This window comes from Brucella oryzae (assembly GCF_041929965.1).
GTDB lineage: Bacteria > Pseudomonadota > Alphaproteobacteria > Rhizobiales > Rhizobiaceae > Brucella > Brucella oryzae.
The window spans coordinates 110,937-132,131 of record NZ_JBHEEO010000003.1 but is presented as its reverse complement, the minus strand read 5'-3'; the positions used below and the strand labels follow the sequence as shown (position 1 = coordinate 132,131).

Below are 21,195 nucleotides of genomic sequence, written 5' to 3'. Positions count from 1 at the left end.
ATTGCAACAAACTGTGGTTAACGAAATGTTAATAGTCAACACAAAAGCGGAGCACTAACCCGTGATCATAGGGGCGCATATCAGCAACGAGCTGAAATCGTTAGGCTATCGGAAACCTAATTATTTTGGATGAAGCACGTGTTTTGCGCCGGAAATTCGACGTTTCCGGGGATCATCGCCGATGATTCGAGTAAATCGGCCCGATTAAGTCGCAAGATAAGCCTGCAGACGCGGCACTACAAAATCAAGGAAAACACGGACTCGTTGCGGCAGTCGCGCGCCGCCAAGAAACACGGCGTGTACTTCCTCTATGTCGTTCTCGACCGCCTCGGCCAAAACCTCCACCAAAGCGCCAGAAGCGAGATCGTTCCGCGCGTGATAATCGCCAATCCGGGCGAGCCCCAGCCCAGCTACCGCCATACGCCGGACCGTTTCCCCGTTATTGGCCAGCAGTGAACCGTAGACCGCGCGATCCACGATGCGACCGCTTTCCTTCAGCGGCCAGACGGGTGCGGCGCGGCGGAAATTGAAACCGATGCAATTGTGATCGGCAAGGTCGTCTATGGTCAACGGCGTACCGCAACGTTCCAGATAGGCGGGAGCCGCCACGATCTTGCGCCGCGCCGTACCAAGCTTGCGCGCCATCATGCTGGAATTGGGCAAGGTGCCGATACGGAAAGCCACATCGGTGCGATCAAGATAAAGGTCGACCAGCTCATCAGACAGAGACAAGTCGATCACGATATTCGGATAGGCCGACAGGAATTCCGGCAGCAAAGGTTCCAGAGCCAGCGTGCCCAGTGCCACAGAAGCGTTGACGCGCACAGTACCGCCCGTGCTCGCAGAGCCCTGCGAAAGCTCGCGTTCGACTGCCTCGAAATCGCGCAGCAGTCCCTGACTACGCTCATAATAAATCTGTCCCTCGGTCGTCAGCGACAGGCGGCGGGACGAGCGTTCCAGAAGCCGCACGCCGAGCCTTGCTTCGATACGGGATATGAGCTTGCTGATGGTCGAAGGGTTCATACGCAGAAGACGGGCGGCTTCGGAGAAACTACCCGTTTCAACAACCCGCATAAAAACCTGCATTTCGCCAACGCGATTATCCATTGCCCGCTCCATCTGTGAAATCGTTTCACAGATAATGTGGATTCCGAGCGGATTTTCAAGTCCGCGCGATTATCCTATTTCTGCTTCACGAAATCAAACCTGACCGAAAGCTGCTTGGTACAGGATCAACAAAATGACGGCCCGAAGCATGAGCCTCCCAAGCTCGCGCTCCTCACGCGAAACGCCGAAGGCCAATCGACAGGAGATAATATGAAAATCGTGAACGCACACGGCGCGACCATACCCGCGCTCGGCTTCGGTGTTTTCCGCATGATGGATGCGGAAGTGGAAAACGTTGTTCCAGCGGCGCTGGAAGCTGGCTTCCGCCATTTCGACACAGCGCAGATCTACCAGAACGAGGCTGCTCTCGGGCGCGCACTGGAAAAGGCAGGCGCACGACGCGAAGACCTGTTTCTCACCACGAAAGTCTGGGTCGATAATTATAGCCCCGAAAAATTCAGTACATCCGTCGACGAAAGCCTGGACAAGCTGAAAGTGGATCGGGTCGACCTCCTGCTTCTGCACTGGCCTGCCGACAAGGTGGCTATTGCCGACCAGATAGACATGCTGAACGCTGTGCAAGCGGCAGGCAAGACGCGCTTCATCGGCGTGAGCAATCAGAATGTCGCGCAGATGAAAGAGTCTGTCCTTCGCAGTGCAGCACCTATCGTCACCAACCAGATCGAAGTCCACCCCTATCTCGACCAGAACGCCGTAGCCGACGCCGCAAGGGCAGCAGGTGTTGCCATCACCGCCTATTACGGCATGGCTGATGGCGCAGTGCCGCGCGACCCCATCTTGCAGGCCATTGGCGCTCGATACGGCAAGACGGCCGCTCAGGTCGGTCTGCGCTGGCTGATCGAACGTGGCTTTATCGCCCTTTCCAAGACGGCCAAGCCCGAGCGTGTCGCTGAAAATTTCGACATATTCGACTTTGAGCTCAGCGCAGAAGACATGACCGCGATTTCCAGACTCGCCCGCCCCGATGGACGACTGGTCAGCCCTGAAGGTCTGGCTCCAGTCTGGGACAAATAACGGAGACTATGATGAGCACGATGAAGTCTCATGACAGCGCAACGAAGGCGGCCGGTTTCAACTGGCCGCTTCTGGCGCTTGCAATCGGTGCCTTCGGTATCGGCACCACAGAATTCGCGCCGATGGGTCTGCTGCCGGTCATTGCCGACGGCGTTGACGTTTCCATCCCGACAGCTGGTCTTCTGGTCAGCGCCTATGCTATCGGCGTGATGGTCGGCGCACCGATCATGACGCTTGCCTTCGGGCGGTTCGGCAAACGCACGGCCCTGATGCTGCTGATGGGCATATTCACGCTCGGCAACATCCTGTCGGCTCTCGCACCGGATTACTGGACGCTGCTTGCAGCGCGCTTGGTAACGAGCCTCAATCACGGTGCATTTTTCGGCCTCGGTTCCATTGTTGCAGCCAGTGTCGTGCCGCCTGAAAAGCGGGCAAGCGCCGTTGCCACCATGTTCATGGGCCTGACGATTGCCAATATCGGCGGCGTCCCGGCAGCGACATGGATTGGCCAGCAGATCGGCTGGCGCATGTCATTTGCCGGTACTGCTGTTCTGGGCCTGCTCGCCATCTCGGCGCTCTGGCTTTCGCTGCCGCGTGGCGAGGCAGGCAAGATGCCCGACATCCGTCGTGAGCTTGGCGTCCTGATGCGCCCGACCGTGCTGATGTCGCTCGCAACGACCGTCATGGGCGCTGGCGCGATGTTCACGCTCTACACCTATGTGGCACCCGTACTGGCAGACCTTACCAGCGCTTCGGAAAGTTTCGTGACGCTGGCGCTCATTCTCATTGGCGTGGGCTTCACCATTGGCAACGCGCTCGGCGGGCGCCTCGCAGACTGGTCACTCAATGGAGCAACGCGGATATTTCTTGCAGCGCTTGCCATCATCAGTCTGGCATTGCCGTTTCTGCTGGGAAGCCATATCGGTGCGGCAATCGGCCTGCTCGCCTGGGGTGCGGCGGCTTTCGCAATCGTTCCCCCAGTTCAAACCCGCGTGATGCAGGCTGCATCGGAAGCGCCGGGGCTGGCATCATCGATCAATATCGGCGCGTTCAACCTCGGCAATGCGGTGGGCGCGGCCCTTGGCGGCGGCGTCATCAGCGCAGGCTATGGCTATGCAGCGATTCCGGTCGCAGGCGGCCTTCTGGCAGCGGCAGGACTGTTGTTCACGCTGTCTCGCCGCCCGAAAACAGCGCTGGCTCCATCAGCCTGCTAATCCAACGTTCTCCTGAAGCGCAGAAGCGCCAGCGACGCAAACAGGAACACGAAGAATATGAGGGCGTTCACTTCTCCGGCAATGTCGGAGAGGTGGGCGCCCTTAAGCATGACAGCACGGACGATCCGCAGAAAATGCGTGAGCGGAAAAATCTCGCCCAGCGTCTGCGCCCAATCGGGCATACCCCGAAACGGGAACATGAAACCGGACAACATCAGCGATGGCAGGAAGAAGAAGAAGGTAAGCTGCATGGCCTGCATCTGCGTGCGCGACGCCGTCGAGATCGTGTAGCCGAGCAGGACTAGCGACAGGACGAAGATCAGCACGCAAGTCAGGAGAAGCGCCAGCGACCCCACAAAGGGCACGCCGAACAGAAGCTTGGCCGCGACCAGCACGACCACAACCTGAACACCGCCGACGACCAGAAATGGCAGAACCTTGCCCAGCATGATTTCAGCAGGCGTGGCGGGCATAGCAAGCAGGTTTTCCATCGTGCCGCGTTCGGTCTCACGGGTCAGTGCCATGGCCGTCATCATCACCATCGTCATTTGCAGGATGACACCCAAAAGACCGGGAACGATATTGTATTGCGACACGCCTTCCGGGTTGTAACGCCGATGCACGATGACCTCTAGCTGGCTTCGCGCGGCATCTGCAGCCTCAGCCTGCTTGCCCTGTTCACGCAGGAGCGCCTGACTTGCGACGGTTCCAAGCGTGGAAATGGCGCCGCTTGCCACCGACGGATCGGTCGCATCCGCCTCGATCAGTATCTGCGGCTGTTCGCCCGCATCGACACGCCTTGCAAAATCCGACGGGATCGTCACCACGAAGGAAACCGTGCCATTGGCGATCAGCGCCTCGGCTTCCGCCGCACTTTGCACCACATGGTCGAAGCGGTAATAGCCTGTTGTTTCCAGCGCGGAAATCATGGCGCGCGTATAGTGGTCCTGACTGGTCACAACCAGCGCGCTTGGCAGGCTCTTCGGATCGTTGTTGATGGCAAAACCAAAGAGCAAAAGCTGCATCAGCGGAACGACCAGCATCATGGCGAAGGTGATGCGATCGCGCCGCATCTGGATGAATTCCTTCACCAGCATTGCGCCTAGACGCCCGAATGAGAACCAGCCGTTCATGGCTTGCCGCTCCCGGAATTTCTGCCTTTCGACATATTGTCCTGGGCATTGGCCATGAACTGGATGAACACATCCTCAAGGCTGGTTTCACCCGCCTCGACGGTAATGCCCCCACGATGCCTGATCTTTTCCAGAGCCGCCTCAAGCTTCTTCCTGTCCGACCCCACGACATGCAGCGTCGCGCCGAAAGGCGCAACCTGCTCGACACCTGCTTCACTCTCCAGTTCCCGCGCCACTTCGCCAAGCCTTGGACCGTTGACGATGAAGGTCGTCAGCCCGGCCTTATCAATGACATCGCGGACGGTTCCCGTCGCCAATAGCTTGCCATAGGAAATATAGCTGATGCGGTGGCACCGTTCGGCTTCATCCATGTAGTGGGTTGAGACGAGCACAGTCAGCCCGCCATCCGCCAGACGATGTATCTCGTCCCAGAAATCACGCCGCGCCTTCGGATCGACCCCGGCGGTCGGCTCATCCAGCAGCAGAAGCTTCGGCTTGTGCATGATGCAGGCCGCCAGTGCCAGCCGCTGCTTCCAGCCGCCGGAAAGCGTGCCCGCCAGTTGGTCTCCGCGTGACGTCAGGCCCAGTTCCTCAAGCGTGCGCGCCACATGCTCCTTCACCGGCTTCAGCCGGTAGAGGCGTGCAACGAATTCAAGGTTTTCGGCAATGGTCAGGTCTTCATAGAATGAAAAGCGCTGCGTCATGTAGCCGACTTCTCGCTTGATCTTCAGCCCTTCGGTGCGAAGATCGAAACCAAGCACCTGCCCTTCCCCCTCGTCGGGCGTCAACAGCCCGCACATCATGCGGATGGTGGTCGTCTTGCCCGAACCGTTCGGCCCCAGAAAGCCGACAATCTCGCCCTCGGCCACCGACATGCTCACATGATCGACGACCGTAGCATCGCCGAACCGCTTGACCAGACCTTTGACGTCGATGACGTTGACCATCGCCGCCCCCGCTCAATCCGCAGCCAGATCGACATCCACGATCTGGCCGGGTTGTAGAGGCGATGCGGGATCGACCGGATGGGCCTCGACGAGATAGACAAGTTTCTGGCGCGTTTCGAGCGAATAGATGACGGGCGGCGTAAACTCCGGATCGGGCGAAACATAGCTCACACGGGCTTGCAGGCCGGGCGCACAGCCATCGCAGCGCACCGACAGCATATCGCCGACCCGCACCGCCGAGAACTTGTCCTCCGGTATGTAGACCTTCAGCTTGACCGCACCGTCCGGCAGCATGGTCAGCACCGGTGCGGACGGACCCGCAATATCTCCCGGATTGCGGATGACATCGGTGATCCGGCCCGGTGCGGGTGCTTCAATCGTTCGCTTGGTCAGATGCCAGCGTGCGGAATCCAGCTGCGCTTGGGCGCTCTTGACGGCATTTTCCGCCGCCTTGATCTCTTCCGGGCGCGCGGGCAAGCGACCAACCGCCAGATTGGCTGTGGCCTGATTGATCGAGGCCTCAGCCACTTCGACCTTGGTGGCGGCATCATCGAGCTGTGCCTGTGTCATCACCCCGCGCCTGGTCAGGTCCTGCGTGCGCAAAAGCGTTCGCCGGGCATCGTCTGCCTGCGCATTGGCTGTCCTGACGGCCGCTTCCAGAACGGCAATTTCATCGGGGCGCTTGCCAACCTGCAAATCCGCCAGTTGCGCTCGCGCCTGCGCCAGTGCGGCCTCAGCCTGCGCGACCGCGATCTTCGCATCCGCATCTTCCGTCCTTGCTATCGGCTTGCCCGGTTCGACGCGATCACCACGTCGGACAGCCACGGACTGGACCTGCGCCACTTCCAGTGGTGCAAGCTGCACGAATTCGCCCTCGACATAGCCAACCGCAAGGGGCTGGGCGCTGCACGCAGCGAAAAGATAAGAGGCGAAAGGAAGAATGCAGAGAATGCTCATGCCAACACCTCGCCGTCTTTGGCGGCGTCCTTCACTGCAAGAATAGCCATGAGATTCTGGCGTGCGATTGCTGCGACCGCAGCCGCCTCATCCTCGCCCATCGTCGGCCAGCCCATGCGCCGTTTCACCGCCTCCCGACCGATGCGGAAATAAACAACCTGCCCCAGCAGGGTGAAGACGAGAAGCCGCGTGGCCTCACTCTCGGCAGGTTCACCCGTCGCGACCTCCCATATGGCACAAAGCCTTTTATGCGTCGGCTCGAATACCCCGGAATAGATGCGGTCGAGCGCCGCCGTCGGATGCGCGAGTTCCCGCATAAGGAACTGCACGATCTCGCCTGATTGCGGCTGTGCGACGATGAAATAGGTCATCCGCTCCAGCGCCAGACCAAGTTGCTCACGGGCAGTTTCCTTCGTTTCGGCAGGTGCACTGATCACACCGTGGTGTCCGAGCGCCTGCCCTGCAATGCCCTGTATCGTTTCAACAATATAATCTGCTGCCGCCAGTCGCAGCCCTTCCTTATTGCCGAAATGATAGGCAATGGAACCGATATTCGCCTTGGCCAGACCGGCAATCTCGCGGGTCGACGTGGCGTCAAATCCCTTTGAGCCGAAAAGCTGCAAGGCCGCATGGATCAGCGCCATTCGTGTCTGATCGACCGATGGCGGCTCCTGGCGGTTATGTTTCGTTGTACTCATTTCAAGATTTAATCAATCGATTGATTAAATGTCAAGCAAGGACAGAAAAAGCGCCGATCGGGAACCGACGCTTCATTTTCGGAGAAAGAACCGGAAACCGTTCAGCCGCGTCTGCCGACATGCCGCCCGACGGCAATCGGCGTCGGCATCTCCCGATGCGTGCGGGAAAGCCCCTCAAGTGCGGCAAGAATTTCGGCCTTCGCGGCGACCGCCTTGCCCGCCTTGCTATCGACATGCAGCAGCATCTGCTCGGCACTCGCGATTTCCGTATCGCCACGCCGGAGGCTGTGAAAGACATGTGCGCGCTTCTCGTCGAAGGAGAGCAACTGCGTTTCGACATGCAGCGCATCGCCTGCCTTGGCCTCGCCGCGATGCATGATGTGGGTTTCGACCGTATAATAGCTGTGACCGGATTTCAGATAGGCTTCGTCCACACCGATATGCGCCAGAAACCTGTCCGTCGCCTGGCCGAATACATCGAGATAACGATGTTCGGTCATATGGCCGTTATAGTCGATCCATTCCGGGATCACGCGCACGTCCAGAAGGCGCAATGGGCCGGAACCCGCCTCGGAAGGCTCCGCAGCCGCATCGAGCCGTGCTGTATAGGCATTGAGAAGTGCGCCCGCGCCCCAGCCCTTGCCGTTTTGCTGTTGCGCAAGCGCGCGGATGATGGCGACCAGATTTTCATCGCGAATCCGCTCCAGATCGCGGATGGAAAGCCCTTCATTCTGCGCGTCCGACTGGTCCGCGATACGGTTGATGAGGCTGTCATCGAGATCGGGCACATCTGTCAGCTTCGTCCATGGCCATTGCAGCGCAGGCCCGAACTGGGCCAGGAAGTGCCGCATGCCTGCCGGACCACCGGCAATGCGATAGGTCTGGAACAGCCCCATCTGCGCCCAGCGAAGCCCGAACGAATAGCGGATGATATCGTCGATCTGCTCGACCGTGGCGATACCGTCGCGCACGAGCCACAAGGCCTCGCGCCACAGCGCTTCCAGAAGCCGGTCACCGACAAAGGCGTCGATCTCCTTCTCAAGCACGACCGGCTCCATCCCGGTCTGGCGGTAGAGCGCGGACGCACTTTCGATTATCGATACGGAAGTCTTGCCTCCCGGCACCAGTTCAACCAGCGGCAACAGGTAAACGGGATTGTAGGGATGCGCGATCAGCAGGCGCTCCGGATGGCGTAGCCCCGCCTGCAACTTGCTTGGAAGAAAGCCGGAAGTGGACGAGGCGATCAGCGCATCGTCTGCACAGGCTGCTTCAATCTCCGCCATCACGGCAAGCTTCAGGTCGAGGCGTTCAGGCACGCTTTCCTGAATGAGCACCGCGCCTGCCACTGCCTCTGCCAGCGAAGCGGAAAAGGACAGTCGCCCCTCCTGCGGAAGGCGCACGGTGGTCAGCGCCGCCAGCGCCTTGCGCGCATTGTCGAGAATGTGTTCGGTCGTCGCCTTTGCATCGGGCGACGGATCATAAACGGCCACATCGAAACCGTTGAGCAGAAAGCGCGCGGCCCAGCCGCTGCCGATGACACCGCTGCCGATACAGGCAATCTTGGGAGGATGGCTGTTCATGGATATCACCAGCGCTTTGTAAGCTTGAGTTTTTCGCGGACTTCGGCAGGCGTCAGAACCTTCGTCCCCATATTGACGGCGATGGCTTTGGCCCGCTCGACCAGATCGCCATTCGACGCCAGCACGCCCTTGTCCAGCCAGATGTTGTCTTCCAGCCCAACGCGGATATTGCCACCTGCCAGCACGGCAAGCGCTGCATAGGGCAACTGATTGCGGCCGATGGAGAACGCCGAGAAAATCCAGTTATCCGGCAGGTTGTGGAGGATCGAAACCAGTGTCGCCAGATCGTCGGGCGCGCCCCATGGAATACCCATGCACAATTGCACCAGAACCGGATCGTCAAGCAGGCCCTGCTGCTGCAGCCATTGGGCAAGCGGCAGATGGCCGGTGTCGAAAATCTCGATCTCCGGGCGCACGCCAAGCCGCTGTATCTGCCCGGCCATTTCCCTGAGCATGGCGGGCGTGTTGGTCATCACATAATCGCCTTCACCGAAATTCATCGTGCCGCAATCCAGCGTGCAGATTTCCGGCAAGAGTTCAGCGACATGGGCAAGCCGCTCCGTCGCGCCCGCCATATCGGTCTTGGCGGCATCGGGCGGCAGCGGTGCTTCCGCCGATCCAAAGACCAGATCGCCGCCGACACCTGCCGTCAGGTTCAGCACGATATCGACACCGGACGCCCGGATGTGGTCCACAACCTCGCGGAAAAGCTCAAGCTTGCGCGATGGTTCACCCGTTTCCGGATCGCGCACATGAATATGCGCGACGGCGGCACCTGCTTCGGCACTTTCAATGGCCGCATCCGCGATCTGGCGCGGCGTGATCGGCACCTTGTTCGAGCGGTGCGTGGTGGCTCCGGCACCGGTGACGGCAGCAGTGATGAATATTTCGCGGGCAGGCTTTAAAGGCATGATCGTTTCCCTCAATTTTCACCAAGCTTGACAGGTCGCGAAATGCCGGGATTATCATTTTACGAAATTGATTTGGCGAAGAGCGAAGTGCATGATCTTTGAACCTTCCGATGAAGAACTGAGCGTTACCCTGCTGGTCCTGCCGGATTGTTCGCTGATGTCGCTGGCTGCAACGCTGGACCCGATGCGCGGCGCCAATCGCGTAACGGGTCGCTCGCTTTATCGCTGGCGGGTGGTGTCGCCGGACGGCAGCGATCCTGTTACATCGAGCGGTCTCAAGGTTGCGGCCAATGGCCGTTTCGAGGCTGGCGCGCAGGACATTCTGATCATTGTCAGCGCCTTTCATGCATTGGAACATGCGACGCCGAAGCTTCTCGCCATGTTGCGCCACGCCGCCAGACAGTCGAGGCTTATCGTCGGCGTGGAGGCCGGATCATGGGTGCTGGCAAAGGCGGGACTGCTCAACGGACGCAAAGCGACCACACATTGGGAGGATATGGAAGCATTTTCACAGGGCTTCCCGGAAATCGAAATGCAATCGGACCGCTGGGTGCGGGACGGGGCATTTCTGACGACCGGAGGGGCGGCGCCAGCGCTCGACATGATGCTGGCACTCATTCGCGCCCGCCATGGCTATTCCATCGCGCTGGATGTGGCGAGCCTCTATATATACGATGAGGTGAAACAGGCTTCCGATGCCCAGCCGCTCGTTTCCCTTGGCCGTCTGCTCAACCGCGAACCCCGGCTGGCGGACGCCATAAAAATCATGGAAACCCATATCGACCGCCCGATCCCCGTGACGAGCATCGCCCGCAGGCTCGGCCTTTCGACGCGCAGCCTTGAATTGCTGTTCGCCAATGTGATCGGGCAGTCTCCAGGCAATTACTATCTGTCGCTCCGGCTCAAAGCGGCCCGGCGGTTGATCCTCGATACACATCTTTCCATGGCGGACACAGCGGAACAGACCGGTTTTTCGTCGATCAGTTCGCTGTCGCGCGCTTTCAAGCGGCATTTCGGTCAATCGCCGAGCAAGCTGCGGCAGTAACAATCAGCTTATAGGCCCAGACCCGACTTCACCACGGCAAGTGCCGGTTTGCCGTCGAAAGTGGTCACGCCATCGAGCCATGCATCAAGCTGCGCCGGGTTTTCCTTGATCCATTTCGTGACGGCGTCCCTGGCTTCCATGCCGTCATTCAGGATCATGTTCATCATCGTGCTTTCCATCTCCGTGTTGAACTTCAGGTTCGACAGAAAGCGAGAGACATTGGGGCAGTCGGTTGCATAGTCCTTGCGGGTCAAAGTTTCGACGGTTGCCGCACCATCATCCGGGCCGAACAGATTGTCGCCATTCTCCAGATAGGTAATCTTGTAGCGAATATTCATCGGATGCGGCGTCCAGGCGAAGAACACGATAGGTTCGTCCTTGCGCACCGCATTTTGAACCTGCGAGAGCATGGCCTGCTCGCTGGATTCGGCAAGCTGGAAATCCTTCAGGCCGAACGTGTCCTTCTCAACCATAGACTGGATCGTGGCATTGGCACTGCTGCCGGCCTCGATACCGTAGATCTTGCCGCCAAGCTCGTCCTTGAACTTGGCGATATCGGCATAGTTCCTGATGCCGAGATCCTTGCCCGTTGCGGCAAGGCCGATTTTCGCGCCTTCCAGATTGACGCCTGCCGGCTCAAACGCCTTTCTGTCCAGATAGGGTTTGCGCGCTTCTTCCTGAAGCGGCATCCAGTTGCCGAGGAAGATATCGATCTGCCCGTTTTCCAGCGACTGGAAAGTGACCGGCACGGAAAGAATGGTCGTTTGCGGCTCGTATCCGGCTTTTTCAAGCAGTAGCGAGGCAAGCGCCGTCGTCGCAGTAATGTCGGTCCAGCCGACATCGGAAAATTTGGGTGCCTTGCAGGTTTCGCTTTCGGCGGCATGCGCATGCACGCTGGCAAGGCTGGCGACACTTGCTGCAAGCAAAAGAAGTAGGTGCTTCATTCTCTTCTCCCCATTGTTTTTATTGGAAACAACATGATAGGGGAAACGGGAAACATCTCTTCGCAATATGCGCAATCATCTTTGCGTTTTGCGCAAGACTGGACCATTGATCGCGCGTGCCGGTTTCTGAAAGCTGCGCAAAACCGGAGCGGATTTTACTTCGCCCCGCCATATTGCATGTCGCTGACATGCTCCATCCAATCCACCACCTTGCCGTCAAGCTGTTCCTGAATAGCGATATGGGTCATGGCATTATTGGGCGATGCGCCGTGCCAGTGTTTTTCGCCCGGCTCGAACCAGACCACATCGCCGGGCCGGATTTCCTCAATCGGCCCGCCCTCGCGCTGCACAAGGCCAAGGCCTGCGGTCACAATCAGGGTCTGGCCAAGCGGATGCGTGTGCCAGGCCGTGCGGGCGCCGGGCTCGAATGTCACCGTCGCAGCTGCAGCGCGCCGGGCATTATTGGGAGAAAACAGCGGATCGATACGGACATTGCCCGTAAACCAGTCGGCTGGGCCTTTTCCCGAAGGATCGGTTCCGTTTCGCTTGATATCCATGGCGCGTTTCCTTTCCTGTTCGCAGGCAAGGCACCATAGATCAACTCCACCAAGGGGTCAGCGTCTTTTGGCGGGCCGCGCCTGCAAAATCACATTATGCCGCTTCTCAAGCTCGGTTTTGACCGCCTCGATTTCCTGCGCCTTGCGCGCATCATCCCAGCCAAGCTCCCGCGCCAGAATATCGGCGATTGCAGCAAGATTTCCGGTCGTCAGCGCCCCATCGATTGCAAGCGTGGTGCGCCGTAAAACGACATCCGCCAGATGCACGACAAGCTCGTTGCGCGCGATCCATGCGATTTCCGTCGTGCTGACCGTGTCGGTATCCGGCAGCATCGTGACTGACGTACCCGCTTCCGCGCGAAGGATCGGCAGAGCCGTGCTGCCATAGCGCTTCAAGAGGGTTTCAACCCGAGCGGCGGGCAGCCGTGTCTCGGTGGCATATTTCGTCACCCAGGCCTTGCGGGCGCGGTCATCCGCCGGATAATCCCGACCGCCGCCAATGGCAAGGTTGCGCGTCGATACCCGCCGGGTCTTGTCGAAACGGCCCATAACCTTGTCGGCCACTTCTTCGGCAAAGCCGCGGAATGTGGTCCACTTGCCGCCCACAAGTGAAATAATGGCGAATGGCCGTTCGCTATCCGCCTCGATGACGGGCGCGGAATGGTCGCGGCTGATGAGGCCCGGTTCGGACGCATTGGAAGCCGGAAGCGGGCGGATGCCGCTATAGGTGTAGACAATCTGGCTGCGGTCGAATTGCAGGCTGGGCAGCAGCGAACGCAGACTGTCGATGAAATAATCGGTTTCAGGATCGTCGCAGCGCACATTGTCCGGATCATCCGATGGAATATCGGTGGACCCCACCAGCACCAGACCGTGATAATCGTAGACGAGGCAGATGCGTCCGTCGTCGGCCTCGAAATAGATCATGCGCCCATTCAGGCTTTCCACCAGCTTGGGATGGTCGATGAGGATATGCGAGCCCTTGGTGCCGCCGATCATCTTTGTCGGCTTGCCGAGCGCGGCATTGACCCGGTCGATCCAAGGTCCCGAGGCATTAATGACGAGCTTCGGCCTGACCGAGAATTTCTCCCCGTCCGGTCCTTCAAAACCGATCACGCCGTTATCAGCGGAAACCAGTGTCGTGAAATTGGCGGCAGCGCTTTTCGGATTAGCGCGCAAGCCGTCGCTAACAAGTTCATAGACCAGACGTTCCGGCTGGCTGACCTTCGCATCATGATAGATGCCGCCCGCCACGATTGCGGGCGTGATATAGGGCATTTCCTTCGTCGCCGTCTCCTTCAGCAGAAAACGGTGACGCGGCATGACGCGCTCGCGCGCACCAAAATAATCGTAAAGTGCCAGACCGATCTTGATCAGCACGGCGCCACGGCTGCGTGGCGCGGTCGTCGAGCCGAACAGGGTGCGCAGCGCCGCCGTGATGCCCTTGGTCCACGAAAAGACAGGAATGAAAGTCGGCAGCGGCTCGACATTGTGCGGCGCATTTTTCAGAAGCAGATTGCGCTCCAGCGTGGACTGGGCCACAAGCCCGAACTCGCCGGTTTCCAGATATTTCAGGCCGCCATGGATAAGCCGCGACGGGGCAGCACTTGTGCCGGAACCGAAATCCGCCTTGTCGACGATGAGGCAGCTTATGCCCTGCTCGCAAAGATCGCGATAAAGCCCCGCACCATTAACACCAGCGCCAAGGATGAGCACATCCACGCCCTCGGCTTCCAGTTGTCCGATGCGGCTTTTCATTCCGGCTTTGCCTGCGAAGTCATTCATCTTACTGTCTTTATGTCTGTGGCGCATCGCGCCTTGTCCTTCAATCCGCAAGAGCTTCGATCTTTGGCCAGACCGGCCCAAGCGCAGATGCGATCTCCTTGAAAAGCTGATAGCGCTTTTCATAAAGCGCGCTTCGCGCTGCATCCGGTTCATAGGTGCGGCCTATGGCGTCGAGATCGCGCGGATCGCTGTAGACATCGGCAAAGACACCGGCCCCCTTGCCAGCGCAAAGTGCAGCCCCCCACGCCGCCGCCTCGTCCGTATCCGTGACGGTAACGGGCATACCGAGGACATTGGCAAACATCTGCGCGAAAGCCGGGCTACGCGACACGCCGCCGGTGAGGCGCGCGGCGGAGATTGCAAACCCGTCCTTCAGGTAATCGACATGAATGCGATGATTGAAGGCAATGCCTTCCCATACGGCGCGCAGCATGTCGCCCCGGTCCTGCCAGCCGCGCAGACCGAAGAAGGCGCCGCTTGCCATCGCTCCATAGGGCGATCCGAAAAGATAAGGATGGAACATCGCTGTCGAAGGCTTCGCCAATGCCGCATCGATTTCCGGGCGCAGCATATCATGGATCGAGCGCCCTGTTTCTTCCGCCTCGCGCCGTTCTGCCGGGCAGAGCCTGTCGAGGAACCAGTCATAATTGGCCGTCGATGCGGGCGAGATCGACATATTGTTCCATTCGCCCGGCGCAATGCCGTTGCGGCAGAACCAGCTTTTGTCGACACGCGGTTCGGAAGACAGTGTTTCGTTGATGGAATAGGTCCCGGCAACCACGGCAACGGTCCCGATGCCAAGCCCGCCGACGCCAAGCGCTGAAGCGGTGACATCGTGCAAGCCGCCAACAACCGGCGTTCCGGCGATAAGGCCGGTACGTTCCGCGCATTCAGCCGAGACGCTGCCGACGATTTCATCGGAACGCGACATGGGCGGTAGGGCATCCCAAAGCGCATCGAGCCCGAAAAGGGCGAGCGCTTCTTTCGAATATTCCTGCGTGTTGACATCGGTGAAGGAGGTCGAGGCTTCCGTGCGATCCGTGCCGACATCGCCGGTCAGGCAAAAGCGCAGCCAGTCCTTGCAGGCGATCACATGCGCAATGCGGCCATAGCGTTCCGGTTCGTTTTCCTTCACCCATGCCAGAATGGCCGATGGTGCCGATGCATGGGGAAGCTGGCCGGTGATGGTTATGGCCTGCTCTGCAACGGGACTATTGACCCAGCGCTCCGCAACATCGACAGCGCGGCTGTCGAGCGACAATATGCCTGCGCCAAGCGGACGGCGATCCTTGTCGAGCATGTAGATGCCATCACCATGCGCTGTGGTGGCGATTGCCAGAATATCGGAGGCAGGCCGCCCGCTTTTGGCGATGACTTCCGCAATCGCATCGGCGGTCGCACTCCAGAATTCATCCATGTCGCGTTCGACATGGCGCGGGCGCGGCAGCGATTGCGCCACGCGGCGGCGGGCAACGGCAAGGGTGGTTCCGTCAACATCGAACAATACGGCTTTGGTGACGGTCAGTCCGCTGTCGATTCCGAGCAGAGAAGGCATGTATCGTATTCCTGATAAGTATGCGCGGGCTATTCTTGCTTTCCGCCTGTTCCAGCGCGGGCAACCACCACGTTGATGCCTTGCGCTTCCATGCGCTCGATATGCGCGAAGGGCGTTTTTTCGTCGACAATCACGACATCGAAGTCGCTGAGCGCACCGAAATTGTGCAGCGCCCGGCGCTCGAATTTTGTGTGATCGGCCAGAAGAATACGCCTGGCGGCACAGTCCAGCATGGCGCGCTTGGTCTCCACCATTTCCGGCGACTGGTGGAACAGAAGATCGTCAGTGATCGCAGCAATCGAAATGAAGGCCACATCGGCGCGAAGACGACGAATTTCATGGATCGTCATGCCGCCGACGAATGCGTTGCACCAGTTATAGAGCTGACCGCCAAGACCGAGCAGCGTCACATCCTTGATGTCACGTACCTCATTCATCAGGATCAGCGAGTTGGTAATAACTGTGAGCGGTCCCTTGCCCGGCAGATGCGGCACCATTTGCAGGACAGTGGTGGAATCGTCGAAGAAAATGGCCTGTCCCGGCTCAACGAACTGCATTGCAGCTTCAGCGATCAGTTTCTTTTCTTCCGACTGGCGGGTGACGCGATAAAGATCGCTTGCCTCGATCAGGCTTGTGGGCGCAGCCGACACGATGCCGCGCGACTTGCGAAACAAGCCACGGCTTACCAGTTCATCGACATCGCGATGCGCTGTCATCAGGCTGATGCCGAACCGTTCGGTGAGGTCCTCGATACGCATCGAGCCTTCGGCCATTACAGTTTCCGCAATCTGCTGGCGCCGGATCAGCTGACGCGCATGCCGGCTATCGTTCGGCACCTGCCCCGTCGTGAGGCCATTCGTCATCAGCTTGTCAATGCTTGCTTTGTTGCTCACTGCCATGCCTGTCACTTGTCCCCTTGCTTGCGCGTTCCGAAAGCTTCGGAATCGCCTGATAGGCTTTATATTGCGCGGTCTTCAGCCCCAAAATCCAGCGAGTGATTGCATGGGACTTTATTGAGGAGAGGGACTTCCAGAATACGCATCCCGAAAGCGCTATTGGCTTCCGGGATGCGTCTTTTCAAACCTTACTGTTCGAGAACGAACGGCGAGGTGTACTTGTCGACATTGTCCTTGGTGATCAGAATGCAGTCGAAGAGCTGCTTTTCATGATCCACACCGGTCTTGCCGGTCTTGATGAAGTTGTCGGCCTGCTTGACGGCAGCTTCCGAGAACACGGCAACCGGCTGCAGAACGGTGTACTGCAGTTCACCCGCCTTGATGGCTGCAACCGCATCCGGCGAACCGTCGAAACCACCGACCTTCACCTGATCCAGCTTGCCAGCTTTCTTCAGAGCAGCAATTGCGCCCAGAGCCATTTCGTCATTACCGGAGATGACGCCGATGATGTCCGGATTGGCCTGAAGCAGAGCCTGCATCTTGTCATGGCCCTGGGTGCGGTCCCAGTTGGCAACGTCCTGACCGGCCTTCACCAGATCGGGATATTGCGATAGAACGGTTTCATAGCCGTTCGAGCGCGTTGCGGCGTTGTTGTCCGATGGTGAACCGAACAGCTCGACATATTTGCCCTTGTCGCCAACGCTTTCGACCCACTGGGTGGCACCAAGAGCGGCACCCTGTGCGTTGTTGGAAACGAGCTGTGCCTTGGCCAGACCTTCCTGGTTGATTTCCGCGTTGACGAGGAAAACCGGGATGTTGGCGGCGATTGCACGCTTGACCGCACCGACCGAACCGTCCGCATTGGCCGGATCGAGAATGATGGCGACCGACTTGTTGGTGATAGCCGTGTCGATCAGGTTGCTTTCGGTGTTGGTGTCGCCCTTGTGGCCGCCGACAACAGCCTTGTAGCCGAGACCTTCAGCAGTCTTCTTGGCGATCTCGCCTTCCGTGTACCAGTACGGGTTGGACGGATCGTTGACGATGATCGTCATCAGTCCTTCGGCCCAAGCGGTGCTGGCGATGAGAGGCAACGCTGCCGCAGCGGCGAACAGAACGCGCATTCCCTTCTTGAACATGGTCTCACTCCCTTAACATTTTTCGTTTGCGTTATGCCGGTTCCCCGGCGGTACTCATTTCCATCAGGCCGTTTTCGAGATCTTGTGCCTTCCTGGAAGTCTTTCGATACACCCGGCTGTTTTCGCGGCTCCATCCGGAACGGTGGACAGAGCCGCTATCGATCATCGCCGGGAGTATTGAATGCTGTTGAGCAGAACCGCGAGCACGATCACCGCGCCGGTAAAGACGGTCTGCCAGTAGGAGGACACGCCGATAATCACGAGGCCGTCGGAAAGGAAACCGATCACGAAAGCGCCGAGAAGCGTGCCCTGTATAGTACCGCGCCCCCCAGTGAGCGCAGCGCCACCGATAACCACGGCAGCAATTGCCGTCAGTTCGTAGGTGGTGCCTGCCGTCGGACCAGCCGACGTGAGCTGCGAAGAAAGAACCAGACCTGCAATGGCTGCGCAGATGCCGGAAATGACATAGACCGACACCTTGACGCGCTTGACCGGAACGCCGGACAGTTCAGCCGCACGTTCGTTACCGCCCGATGCATAGAGCCAGCGGCCGAATGCGGTGCGGTTGAGAACGATGGCGCAGATGATGGCGAGAACCGCCAGAACCAGAACGCCGATCGGCACGCCGAACAGCTTGTTGAAGCCAAGCCAGTCAAAGCCCGTATTGCCAAGCTCCGGACGTCCGCCGAGATTGTTGTAGGTCAGGCCATTGGTCATGAGAAGCGCCACGCCGCGCGCGCAATAGAGAACGCCGAGCGTCGCAACGAAGGCCGGAACGCGCAGATAGGCGATCAGCACCCCATTGACCGCGCCGACGAACGCGCCGAGCGCACAGGTAATGAGAACCACGGCCCAGACCGGGAAATAAAGGATGATGCCGAATTCCTGCAAGGTCACACCCTGCATCAGGAACCCGGCGACCACACCGGCCAGCCCCAATGTGGAGCCAACGGAAAGATCGATGCCGCCATTGAGGATGACAAGCAGCATACCAATCGCGAGAAGGCCGAAAATGGCCACATGCGACGACATGATGAGGAAGTTGCCGACCGTGAAATAATAAGGCGAAAGGAACGAGAAGACGGCGATGATCGCGATCAGCGCAAAGAATGCACGACCTTCGAGCAGCAGATGCACGATGCCGGGTTTTCGCTTCGCGCCGTTCGGAGCCGCTGTTTCTTTGTTGGTGCTCGTGACTGACATTCTATCAGTGCTCCATAACTATTTTAGTGACCGACCATGGCTTCGCCCGAGGCGGCCATGATCTTCTCCTTGGACACGTCCGATCCGAATTCGGCGGAGATGCGTCCACGGTGCATGACGATGATACGATGCGCGATGCTGAGGCATTCGCCGACTTCCGAAGTCGTGTAGACCACGGCCAGCCCCTGCTTTGCCTTTTCGGCCAGAAGCTTGAACACTTCCGCTTTTGCGCCAATGTCGATGCCGCGGCTCGGCTCATCGAGCAGGATGACCTCCGGCTCGGTTGCCAGCATCTTGCCGATCACAACCTTCTGCTGGTTGCCGCCGGAGAGCGAACCGATTGCGGCTTCGCCGCCGTCCGTCTTGATGTGCACATTCCTGATCGACTGATCGACAATCTGCTTTTCGCGCTTGCGCGATGTGAAAAGACCCTTGGTCATTTCGGCAATGCTGGCGAGCGACAGGTTCTTGCCGACCGTCATCGTCTGAACGAGACCGTCGCGCTGGCGATCTTCCGGCACCAACACGAGTCCCTTTTCGATACGTTCAGCGATGGTGAGACCGGAAATATCCTGCCCTTTCAGCAGAATGCGTCCGCCGCTTGCCCTGAGACGACCGGCAACCGTTTCCAGAAGCTCCGTACGACCGGCACCCATGAGACCGTAAATGCAGACGATTTCGCCCGCACGCACATTGAGTGACATGCGGTCGACCAGCGAGAAACCCGCGCCAGCCGGATCGGGAACGGTCAGGTTCTCAACCGAAAGCGCAACATCGCCCCAGTCATAGCCGGTCGGCGGCGAGCCGAGATCGAAGTTCTCGCCGACCATGTTGCGCACGATCCATTCCAGATCGATTTCCGCGCGCGGCGCATAGGCCGTCATGGTTCCGTCGCGCAGCACCACCGCATGATCGGTGATCTGCAAGGCTTCTTCCAGATGATGCGAAATATAGACGATGGCGACGCCGCGCGCCGTCAGATCGCGGATCACCTTGAACAGAACCTCGACTTCCGAGGCGCTGAGCGCCGATGTCGGCTCGTCCATGATGAGAATGCGCGAATTGACCGAAAGAGCGCGGGCGATTTCAACGACCTGCTGCTGGCCGAGACGAAGTTCCTCGACCGGCGTCAGCGGGTCGATGTCTTCTTCCAGTTCCTTCAGAAGCTCACGCGTCAGCCGTTCTTCCTCGGCGAAATCGACGCCGGTGGCGGTGCGGATTTCACGTCCCATGAAGATGTTGTCGCGCACGTTCATATTGGGTGCGAGGCTCAATTCCTGATGGATGATCGAGATGCCGAGATCGCGCGCTTCGGTGGACGAATTGAACGTCACCGGCTCGCCGTCAAGAATGATCGTGCCGGAGGTCGGCTGGATGACGCCCGAAAGCACTTTCATCAACGTCGATTTGCCAGCACCGTTTTCACCGAAAAGCGTCGTGACCTGACCACGGCGAATTTCGAAATTCACGCCCTTCAAGGCATGAATGCGACCGTAGGATTTGGCAACGTTATGCGCGGCAAGAACGACATCGCCGTTTTTGCCTTCGATTTTGGAAGCCGTGCTCATTTGACTTCAAGCCCTACCGGCGTGACGAGCCAGTTCTTCGGATTGACGACCTTGAACACGCCGACCACCGATATGGTCTTGCCGGTGAGATTCTCGACATCGACGCCCGAAAGCACCTGTTTCTTCATCTCGTTGTTCAGGGCAGAACCGGCATTCTGGTATTCGATTTGGTTCTTGAACTGGCCGAACTGGATTTCGCCGGTCGCATCGCGCAGATCGGTGCCGTTGACGGCAGGGCCGGTCTGGACACGGATAACCATGCCTTCAGGCAGGCCGTCGACCTTCACGATATTGTAGTTGGACTTGCGCTCTTCCACCGTACCCGTGAACTTGACCGGGACAACCGGATTGACGTCGCCCACGCCATATTTCTTTCCGGCTGCTGCCTTGTCGGCGGCAAGAGCCGTTCCAACTTCAACAGCATCCACGGCACGCTGCTCAACGCTGGCCTTCACCTTGGGAAATTCGGAAGCGCCATAGGCATCGGGAGAGAAAGCCTGCTGGCGCACATCGGAATCAGACCCGATCTTCACGACCTTCGTGTCGAAAGCAATCGCACCGACAACCACAACCGCAGCGATCACGCTCCAGACGACGGCGCGGCTCAGCCTGGCGGGTTTTTGTGAAACTTGACTGGTTTGTGCACTCATTATCAAACGCCTTCAGCAATTCTGCCGGATTGTCGTTATGGAAACGGATGATGCGGCTGTATTAAACCGCCTGGAGACCACCCTCGACCAAACCCATCGGGCTTGCCGGATAGGCGAAAGCCTCCGCCAAAGCGGTGCAGGATGCGACGGACGTGATCATGATAGCCTCCACATGAATTCCAGGGCCCCGCTCCTCCGTGCATCCTGGAAACAGATGCGCCGCAATCGGAACTTATGATAGCGGCGTGTTATTAACTCCAATAATGATGTTATA

19 protein-coding genes and 1 pseudogene are annotated in these 21,195 nt (G+C 58.9%); 4 read left to right on the top strand and 16 right to left on the bottom strand.

What is annotated here, in order from left to right:
* Positions 1 to 204: 204 nt before the first annotated feature.
* Complete coding sequence (locus JNC70_RS04085) at positions 205 to 1,107, bottom strand: LysR substrate-binding domain-containing protein (RefSeq protein WP_104755603.1); 903 nt, start codon at positions 1,105 to 1,107, stop codon at positions 205 to 207.
* Between the two features lie 210 nt (positions 1,108 to 1,317).
* Between JNC70_RS04085 and JNC70_RS04080 the strand changes: the two genes are divergently transcribed.
* Both JNC70_RS04080 and JNC70_RS04075 read left to right on the top strand, forming a co-directional pair.
* Positions 1,318 to 2,142: an aldo/keto reductase gene (locus JNC70_RS04080; protein WP_104755604.1), complete on the top strand. Its 825-nt coding sequence runs from the start codon at positions 1,318 to 1,320 to the stop codon at positions 2,140 to 2,142.
* An 11-nt stretch (positions 2,143 to 2,153) separates the two neighbouring features.
* Positions 2,154 to 3,356 carry an MFS transporter gene (locus JNC70_RS04075; RefSeq protein ID WP_104755605.1) on the top strand — a complete coding sequence of 401 codons (1,203 nt, stop codon included), beginning with the start codon at positions 2,154 to 2,156 and terminating at the stop codon, positions 3,354 to 3,356.
* On the opposite strand, the gene JNC70_RS04070 is transcribed toward JNC70_RS04075, so the two are convergent.
* The 6 genes from JNC70_RS04070 to JNC70_RS04045 form a co-directional block, all read right to left on the bottom strand.
* Positions 3,353 to 4,489, bottom strand: a complete 1,137-nt coding sequence (locus JNC70_RS04070) for an ABC transporter permease (protein WP_104755606.1) — start codon at positions 4,487 to 4,489, stop codon at positions 3,353 to 3,355. The two genes, JNC70_RS04075 and JNC70_RS04070, sit on opposite strands and share 4 nt — an antisense overlap.
* A complete protein-coding gene (locus tag JNC70_RS04065) occupies positions 4,486 to 5,436 on the bottom strand; it encodes an ABC transporter ATP-binding protein (RefSeq protein ID WP_104755607.1) in 951 nt (316 codons plus the stop codon). Before JNC70_RS04065 ends, JNC70_RS04070 begins: the two co-directional genes overlap by 4 nt.
* Before the next feature lie 12 nt (positions 5,437 to 5,448).
* Positions 5,449 to 6,393 carry an HlyD family secretion protein gene (locus JNC70_RS04060; RefSeq protein WP_104755608.1) on the bottom strand — a complete coding sequence of 315 codons (945 nt, stop codon included), beginning with the start codon at positions 6,391 to 6,393 and terminating at the stop codon, positions 5,449 to 5,451.
* Positions 6,390 to 7,091 carry a DUF1956 domain-containing protein gene (locus JNC70_RS04055; protein ID WP_104755609.1) on the bottom strand — a complete coding sequence of 234 codons (702 nt, stop codon included), beginning with the start codon at positions 7,089 to 7,091 and terminating at the stop codon, positions 6,390 to 6,392. Before JNC70_RS04055 ends, JNC70_RS04060 begins: the two co-directional genes overlap by 4 nt.
* A gap of 101 nt (positions 7,092 to 7,192) precedes the next feature.
* On the bottom strand, positions 7,193 to 8,671 hold the full coding sequence (locus JNC70_RS04050) for a carnitine 3-dehydrogenase (RefSeq protein ID WP_104755610.1): 1,479 nt from the start codon (positions 8,669 to 8,671) through the stop codon (positions 7,193 to 7,195).
* 5 nt (positions 8,672 to 8,676) lie between these two features.
* Positions 8,677 to 9,582 (bottom strand): beta-keto acid cleavage family enzyme, encoded by a 906-nt coding sequence (locus JNC70_RS04045; RefSeq protein WP_104755611.1) that lies wholly within the window; start codon positions 9,580 to 9,582, stop codon positions 8,677 to 8,679.
* Positions 9,583 to 9,673: 91 nt separating this feature from the next.
* On the opposite strand from JNC70_RS04045, the gene JNC70_RS04040 reads away from it, so the two are divergent.
* Positions 9,674 to 10,627, top strand: a complete 954-nt coding sequence (locus JNC70_RS04040; RefSeq protein WP_104755612.1) for a GlxA family transcriptional regulator — start codon at positions 9,674 to 9,676, stop codon at positions 10,625 to 10,627.
* Positions 10,628 to 10,635: 8 nt separating this feature from the next.
* Here the strand turns inward: JNC70_RS04040 and choX are convergent, their stop codons facing one another.
* The 9 genes from choX to JNC70_RS03995 form a co-directional block, all read right to left on the bottom strand.
* Positions 10,636 to 11,571, bottom strand: a complete 936-nt coding sequence (gene choX, locus JNC70_RS04035; RefSeq protein WP_104755613.1) for a choline ABC transporter substrate-binding protein — start codon at positions 11,569 to 11,571, stop codon at positions 10,636 to 10,638.
* 155 nt (positions 11,572 to 11,726) lie between these two features.
* Positions 11,727 to 12,128 (bottom strand): (R)-mandelonitrile lyase, encoded by a 402-nt coding sequence (locus JNC70_RS04030; RefSeq protein WP_104755614.1) that lies wholly within the window; start codon positions 12,126 to 12,128, stop codon positions 11,727 to 11,729.
* A 57-nt stretch (positions 12,129 to 12,185) separates the two neighbouring features.
* Positions 12,186 to 13,913 carry a glycerol-3-phosphate dehydrogenase/oxidase gene (locus tag JNC70_RS04025; protein ID WP_104755615.1) on the bottom strand — a complete coding sequence of 576 codons (1,728 nt, stop codon included), beginning with the start codon at positions 13,911 to 13,913 and terminating at the stop codon, positions 12,186 to 12,188.
* A gap of 40 nt (positions 13,914 to 13,953) precedes the next feature.
* Positions 13,954 to 15,468: an FGGY-family carbohydrate kinase gene (locus JNC70_RS04020; RefSeq protein ID WP_104755616.1), complete on the bottom strand. Its 1,515-nt coding sequence runs from the start codon at positions 15,466 to 15,468 to the stop codon at positions 13,954 to 13,956.
* Positions 15,469 to 15,497: 29 nt separating this feature from the next.
* Positions 15,498 to 16,367: a DeoR/GlpR family DNA-binding transcription regulator gene (locus JNC70_RS04015; protein ID WP_104755617.1), complete on the bottom strand. Its 870-nt coding sequence runs from the start codon at positions 16,365 to 16,367 to the stop codon at positions 15,498 to 15,500.
* A 185-nt stretch (positions 16,368 to 16,552) separates the two neighbouring features.
* The gene (locus tag JNC70_RS04010; RefSeq protein WP_010660875.1) at positions 16,553 to 17,500 is read right to left on the bottom strand and encodes a D-ribose ABC transporter substrate-binding protein; all 948 of its coding nucleotides are present in this window, start codon (positions 17,498 to 17,500) and stop codon (positions 16,553 to 16,555) included.
* 162 nt (positions 17,501 to 17,662) lie between these two features.
* Positions 17,663 to 18,703: an ABC transporter permease gene (locus JNC70_RS04005; RefSeq protein ID WP_104755618.1), complete on the bottom strand. Its 1,041-nt coding sequence runs from the start codon at positions 18,701 to 18,703 to the stop codon at positions 17,663 to 17,665.
* 23 nt (positions 18,704 to 18,726) lie between these two features.
* Positions 18,727 to 20,271 (bottom strand): sugar ABC transporter ATP-binding protein, encoded by a 1,545-nt coding sequence (locus JNC70_RS04000; protein ID WP_104755619.1) that lies wholly within the window; start codon positions 20,269 to 20,271, stop codon positions 18,727 to 18,729.
* Positions 20,268 to 20,921, bottom strand: a complete 654-nt coding sequence (locus JNC70_RS03995; protein ID WP_104755620.1) for a DUF2291 domain-containing protein — start codon at positions 20,919 to 20,921, stop codon at positions 20,268 to 20,270. The genes JNC70_RS04000 and JNC70_RS03995 overlap by 4 nt, the downstream gene beginning before the upstream one ends.
* Between JNC70_RS03995 and JNC70_RS03990 the strand changes: the two are divergent.
* Positions 20,901 to 21,020 (top strand): annotated as a pseudogene (locus JNC70_RS03990) (ATP-binding protein); the annotation flags it as partial. The gene JNC70_RS03995 and the pseudogene JNC70_RS03990 sit on opposite strands and share 21 nt — an antisense overlap.
* Positions 21,021 to 21,195: the final 175 nt, after the last annotated feature.

Bases quoted from the DNA above. Each gene is read 5' to 3' on its own strand.
- JNC70_RS04085 (WP_104755603.1), bottom strand. From the start codon at position 1,107: ATGGATAATCGCGTTGGCGAAATGCAGGTTTTTATGCGGGTTGTTGAA.
- JNC70_RS04080 (WP_104755604.1), top strand. From the start codon at position 1,318: ATGAAAATCGTGAACGCACACGGCGCGACCATACCCGCGCTCGGCTTC.
- JNC70_RS04075 (WP_104755605.1), top strand. From the start codon at position 2,154: ATGAGCACGATGAAGTCTCATGACAGCGCAACGAAGGCGGCCGGTTTC.
- JNC70_RS04070 (WP_104755606.1), bottom strand. From the start codon at position 4,489: ATGAACGGCTGGTTCTCATTCGGGCGTCTAGGCGCAATGCTGGTGAAG.
- JNC70_RS04065 (WP_104755607.1), bottom strand. From the start codon at position 5,436: ATGGTCAACGTCATCGACGTCAAAGGTCTGGTCAAGCGGTTCGGCGAT.
- JNC70_RS04060 (WP_104755608.1), bottom strand. From the start codon at position 6,393: ATGAGCATTCTCTGCATTCTTCCTTTCGCCTCTTATCTTTTCGCTGCG.
- JNC70_RS04055 (WP_104755609.1), bottom strand. From the start codon at position 7,091: ATGAGTACAACGAAACATAACCGCCAGGAGCCGCCATCGGTCGATCAG.
- JNC70_RS04050 (WP_104755610.1), bottom strand. From the start codon at position 8,671: ATGAACAGCCATCCTCCCAAGATTGCCTGTATCGGCAGCGGTGTCATC.
- JNC70_RS04045 (WP_104755611.1), bottom strand. From the start codon at position 9,582: ATGCCTTTAAAGCCTGCCCGCGAAATATTCATCACTGCTGCCGTCACC.
- JNC70_RS04040 (WP_104755612.1), top strand. From the start codon at position 9,674: ATGATCTTTGAACCTTCCGATGAAGAACTGAGCGTTACCCTGCTGGTC.
- choX (WP_104755613.1), bottom strand. From the start codon at position 11,571: ATGAAGCACCTACTTCTTTTGCTTGCAGCAAGTGTCGCCAGCCTTGCC.
- JNC70_RS04030 (WP_104755614.1), bottom strand. From the start codon at position 12,128: ATGGATATCAAGCGAAACGGAACCGATCCTTCGGGAAAAGGCCCAGCC.
- JNC70_RS04025 (WP_104755615.1), bottom strand. From the start codon at position 13,913: ATGAATGACTTCGCAGGCAAAGCCGGAATGAAAAGCCGCATCGGACAA.
- JNC70_RS04020 (WP_104755616.1), bottom strand. From the start codon at position 15,468: ATGCCTTCTCTGCTCGGAATCGACAGCGGACTGACCGTCACCAAAGCC.
- JNC70_RS04015 (WP_104755617.1), bottom strand. From the start codon at position 16,367: ATGGCAGTGAGCAACAAAGCAAGCATTGACAAGCTGATGACGAATGGC.
- JNC70_RS04010 (WP_010660875.1), bottom strand. From the start codon at position 17,500: ATGTTCAAGAAGGGAATGCGCGTTCTGTTCGCCGCTGCGGCAGCGTTG.
- JNC70_RS04005 (WP_104755618.1), bottom strand. From the start codon at position 18,703: ATGTCAGTCACGAGCACCAACAAAGAAACAGCGGCTCCGAACGGCGCG.
- JNC70_RS04000 (WP_104755619.1), bottom strand. From the start codon at position 20,271: ATGAGCACGGCTTCCAAAATCGAAGGCAAAAACGGCGATGTCGTTCTT.
- JNC70_RS03995 (WP_104755620.1), bottom strand. From the start codon at position 20,921: ATGAGTGCACAAACCAGTCAAGTTTCACAAAAACCCGCCAGGCTGAGC.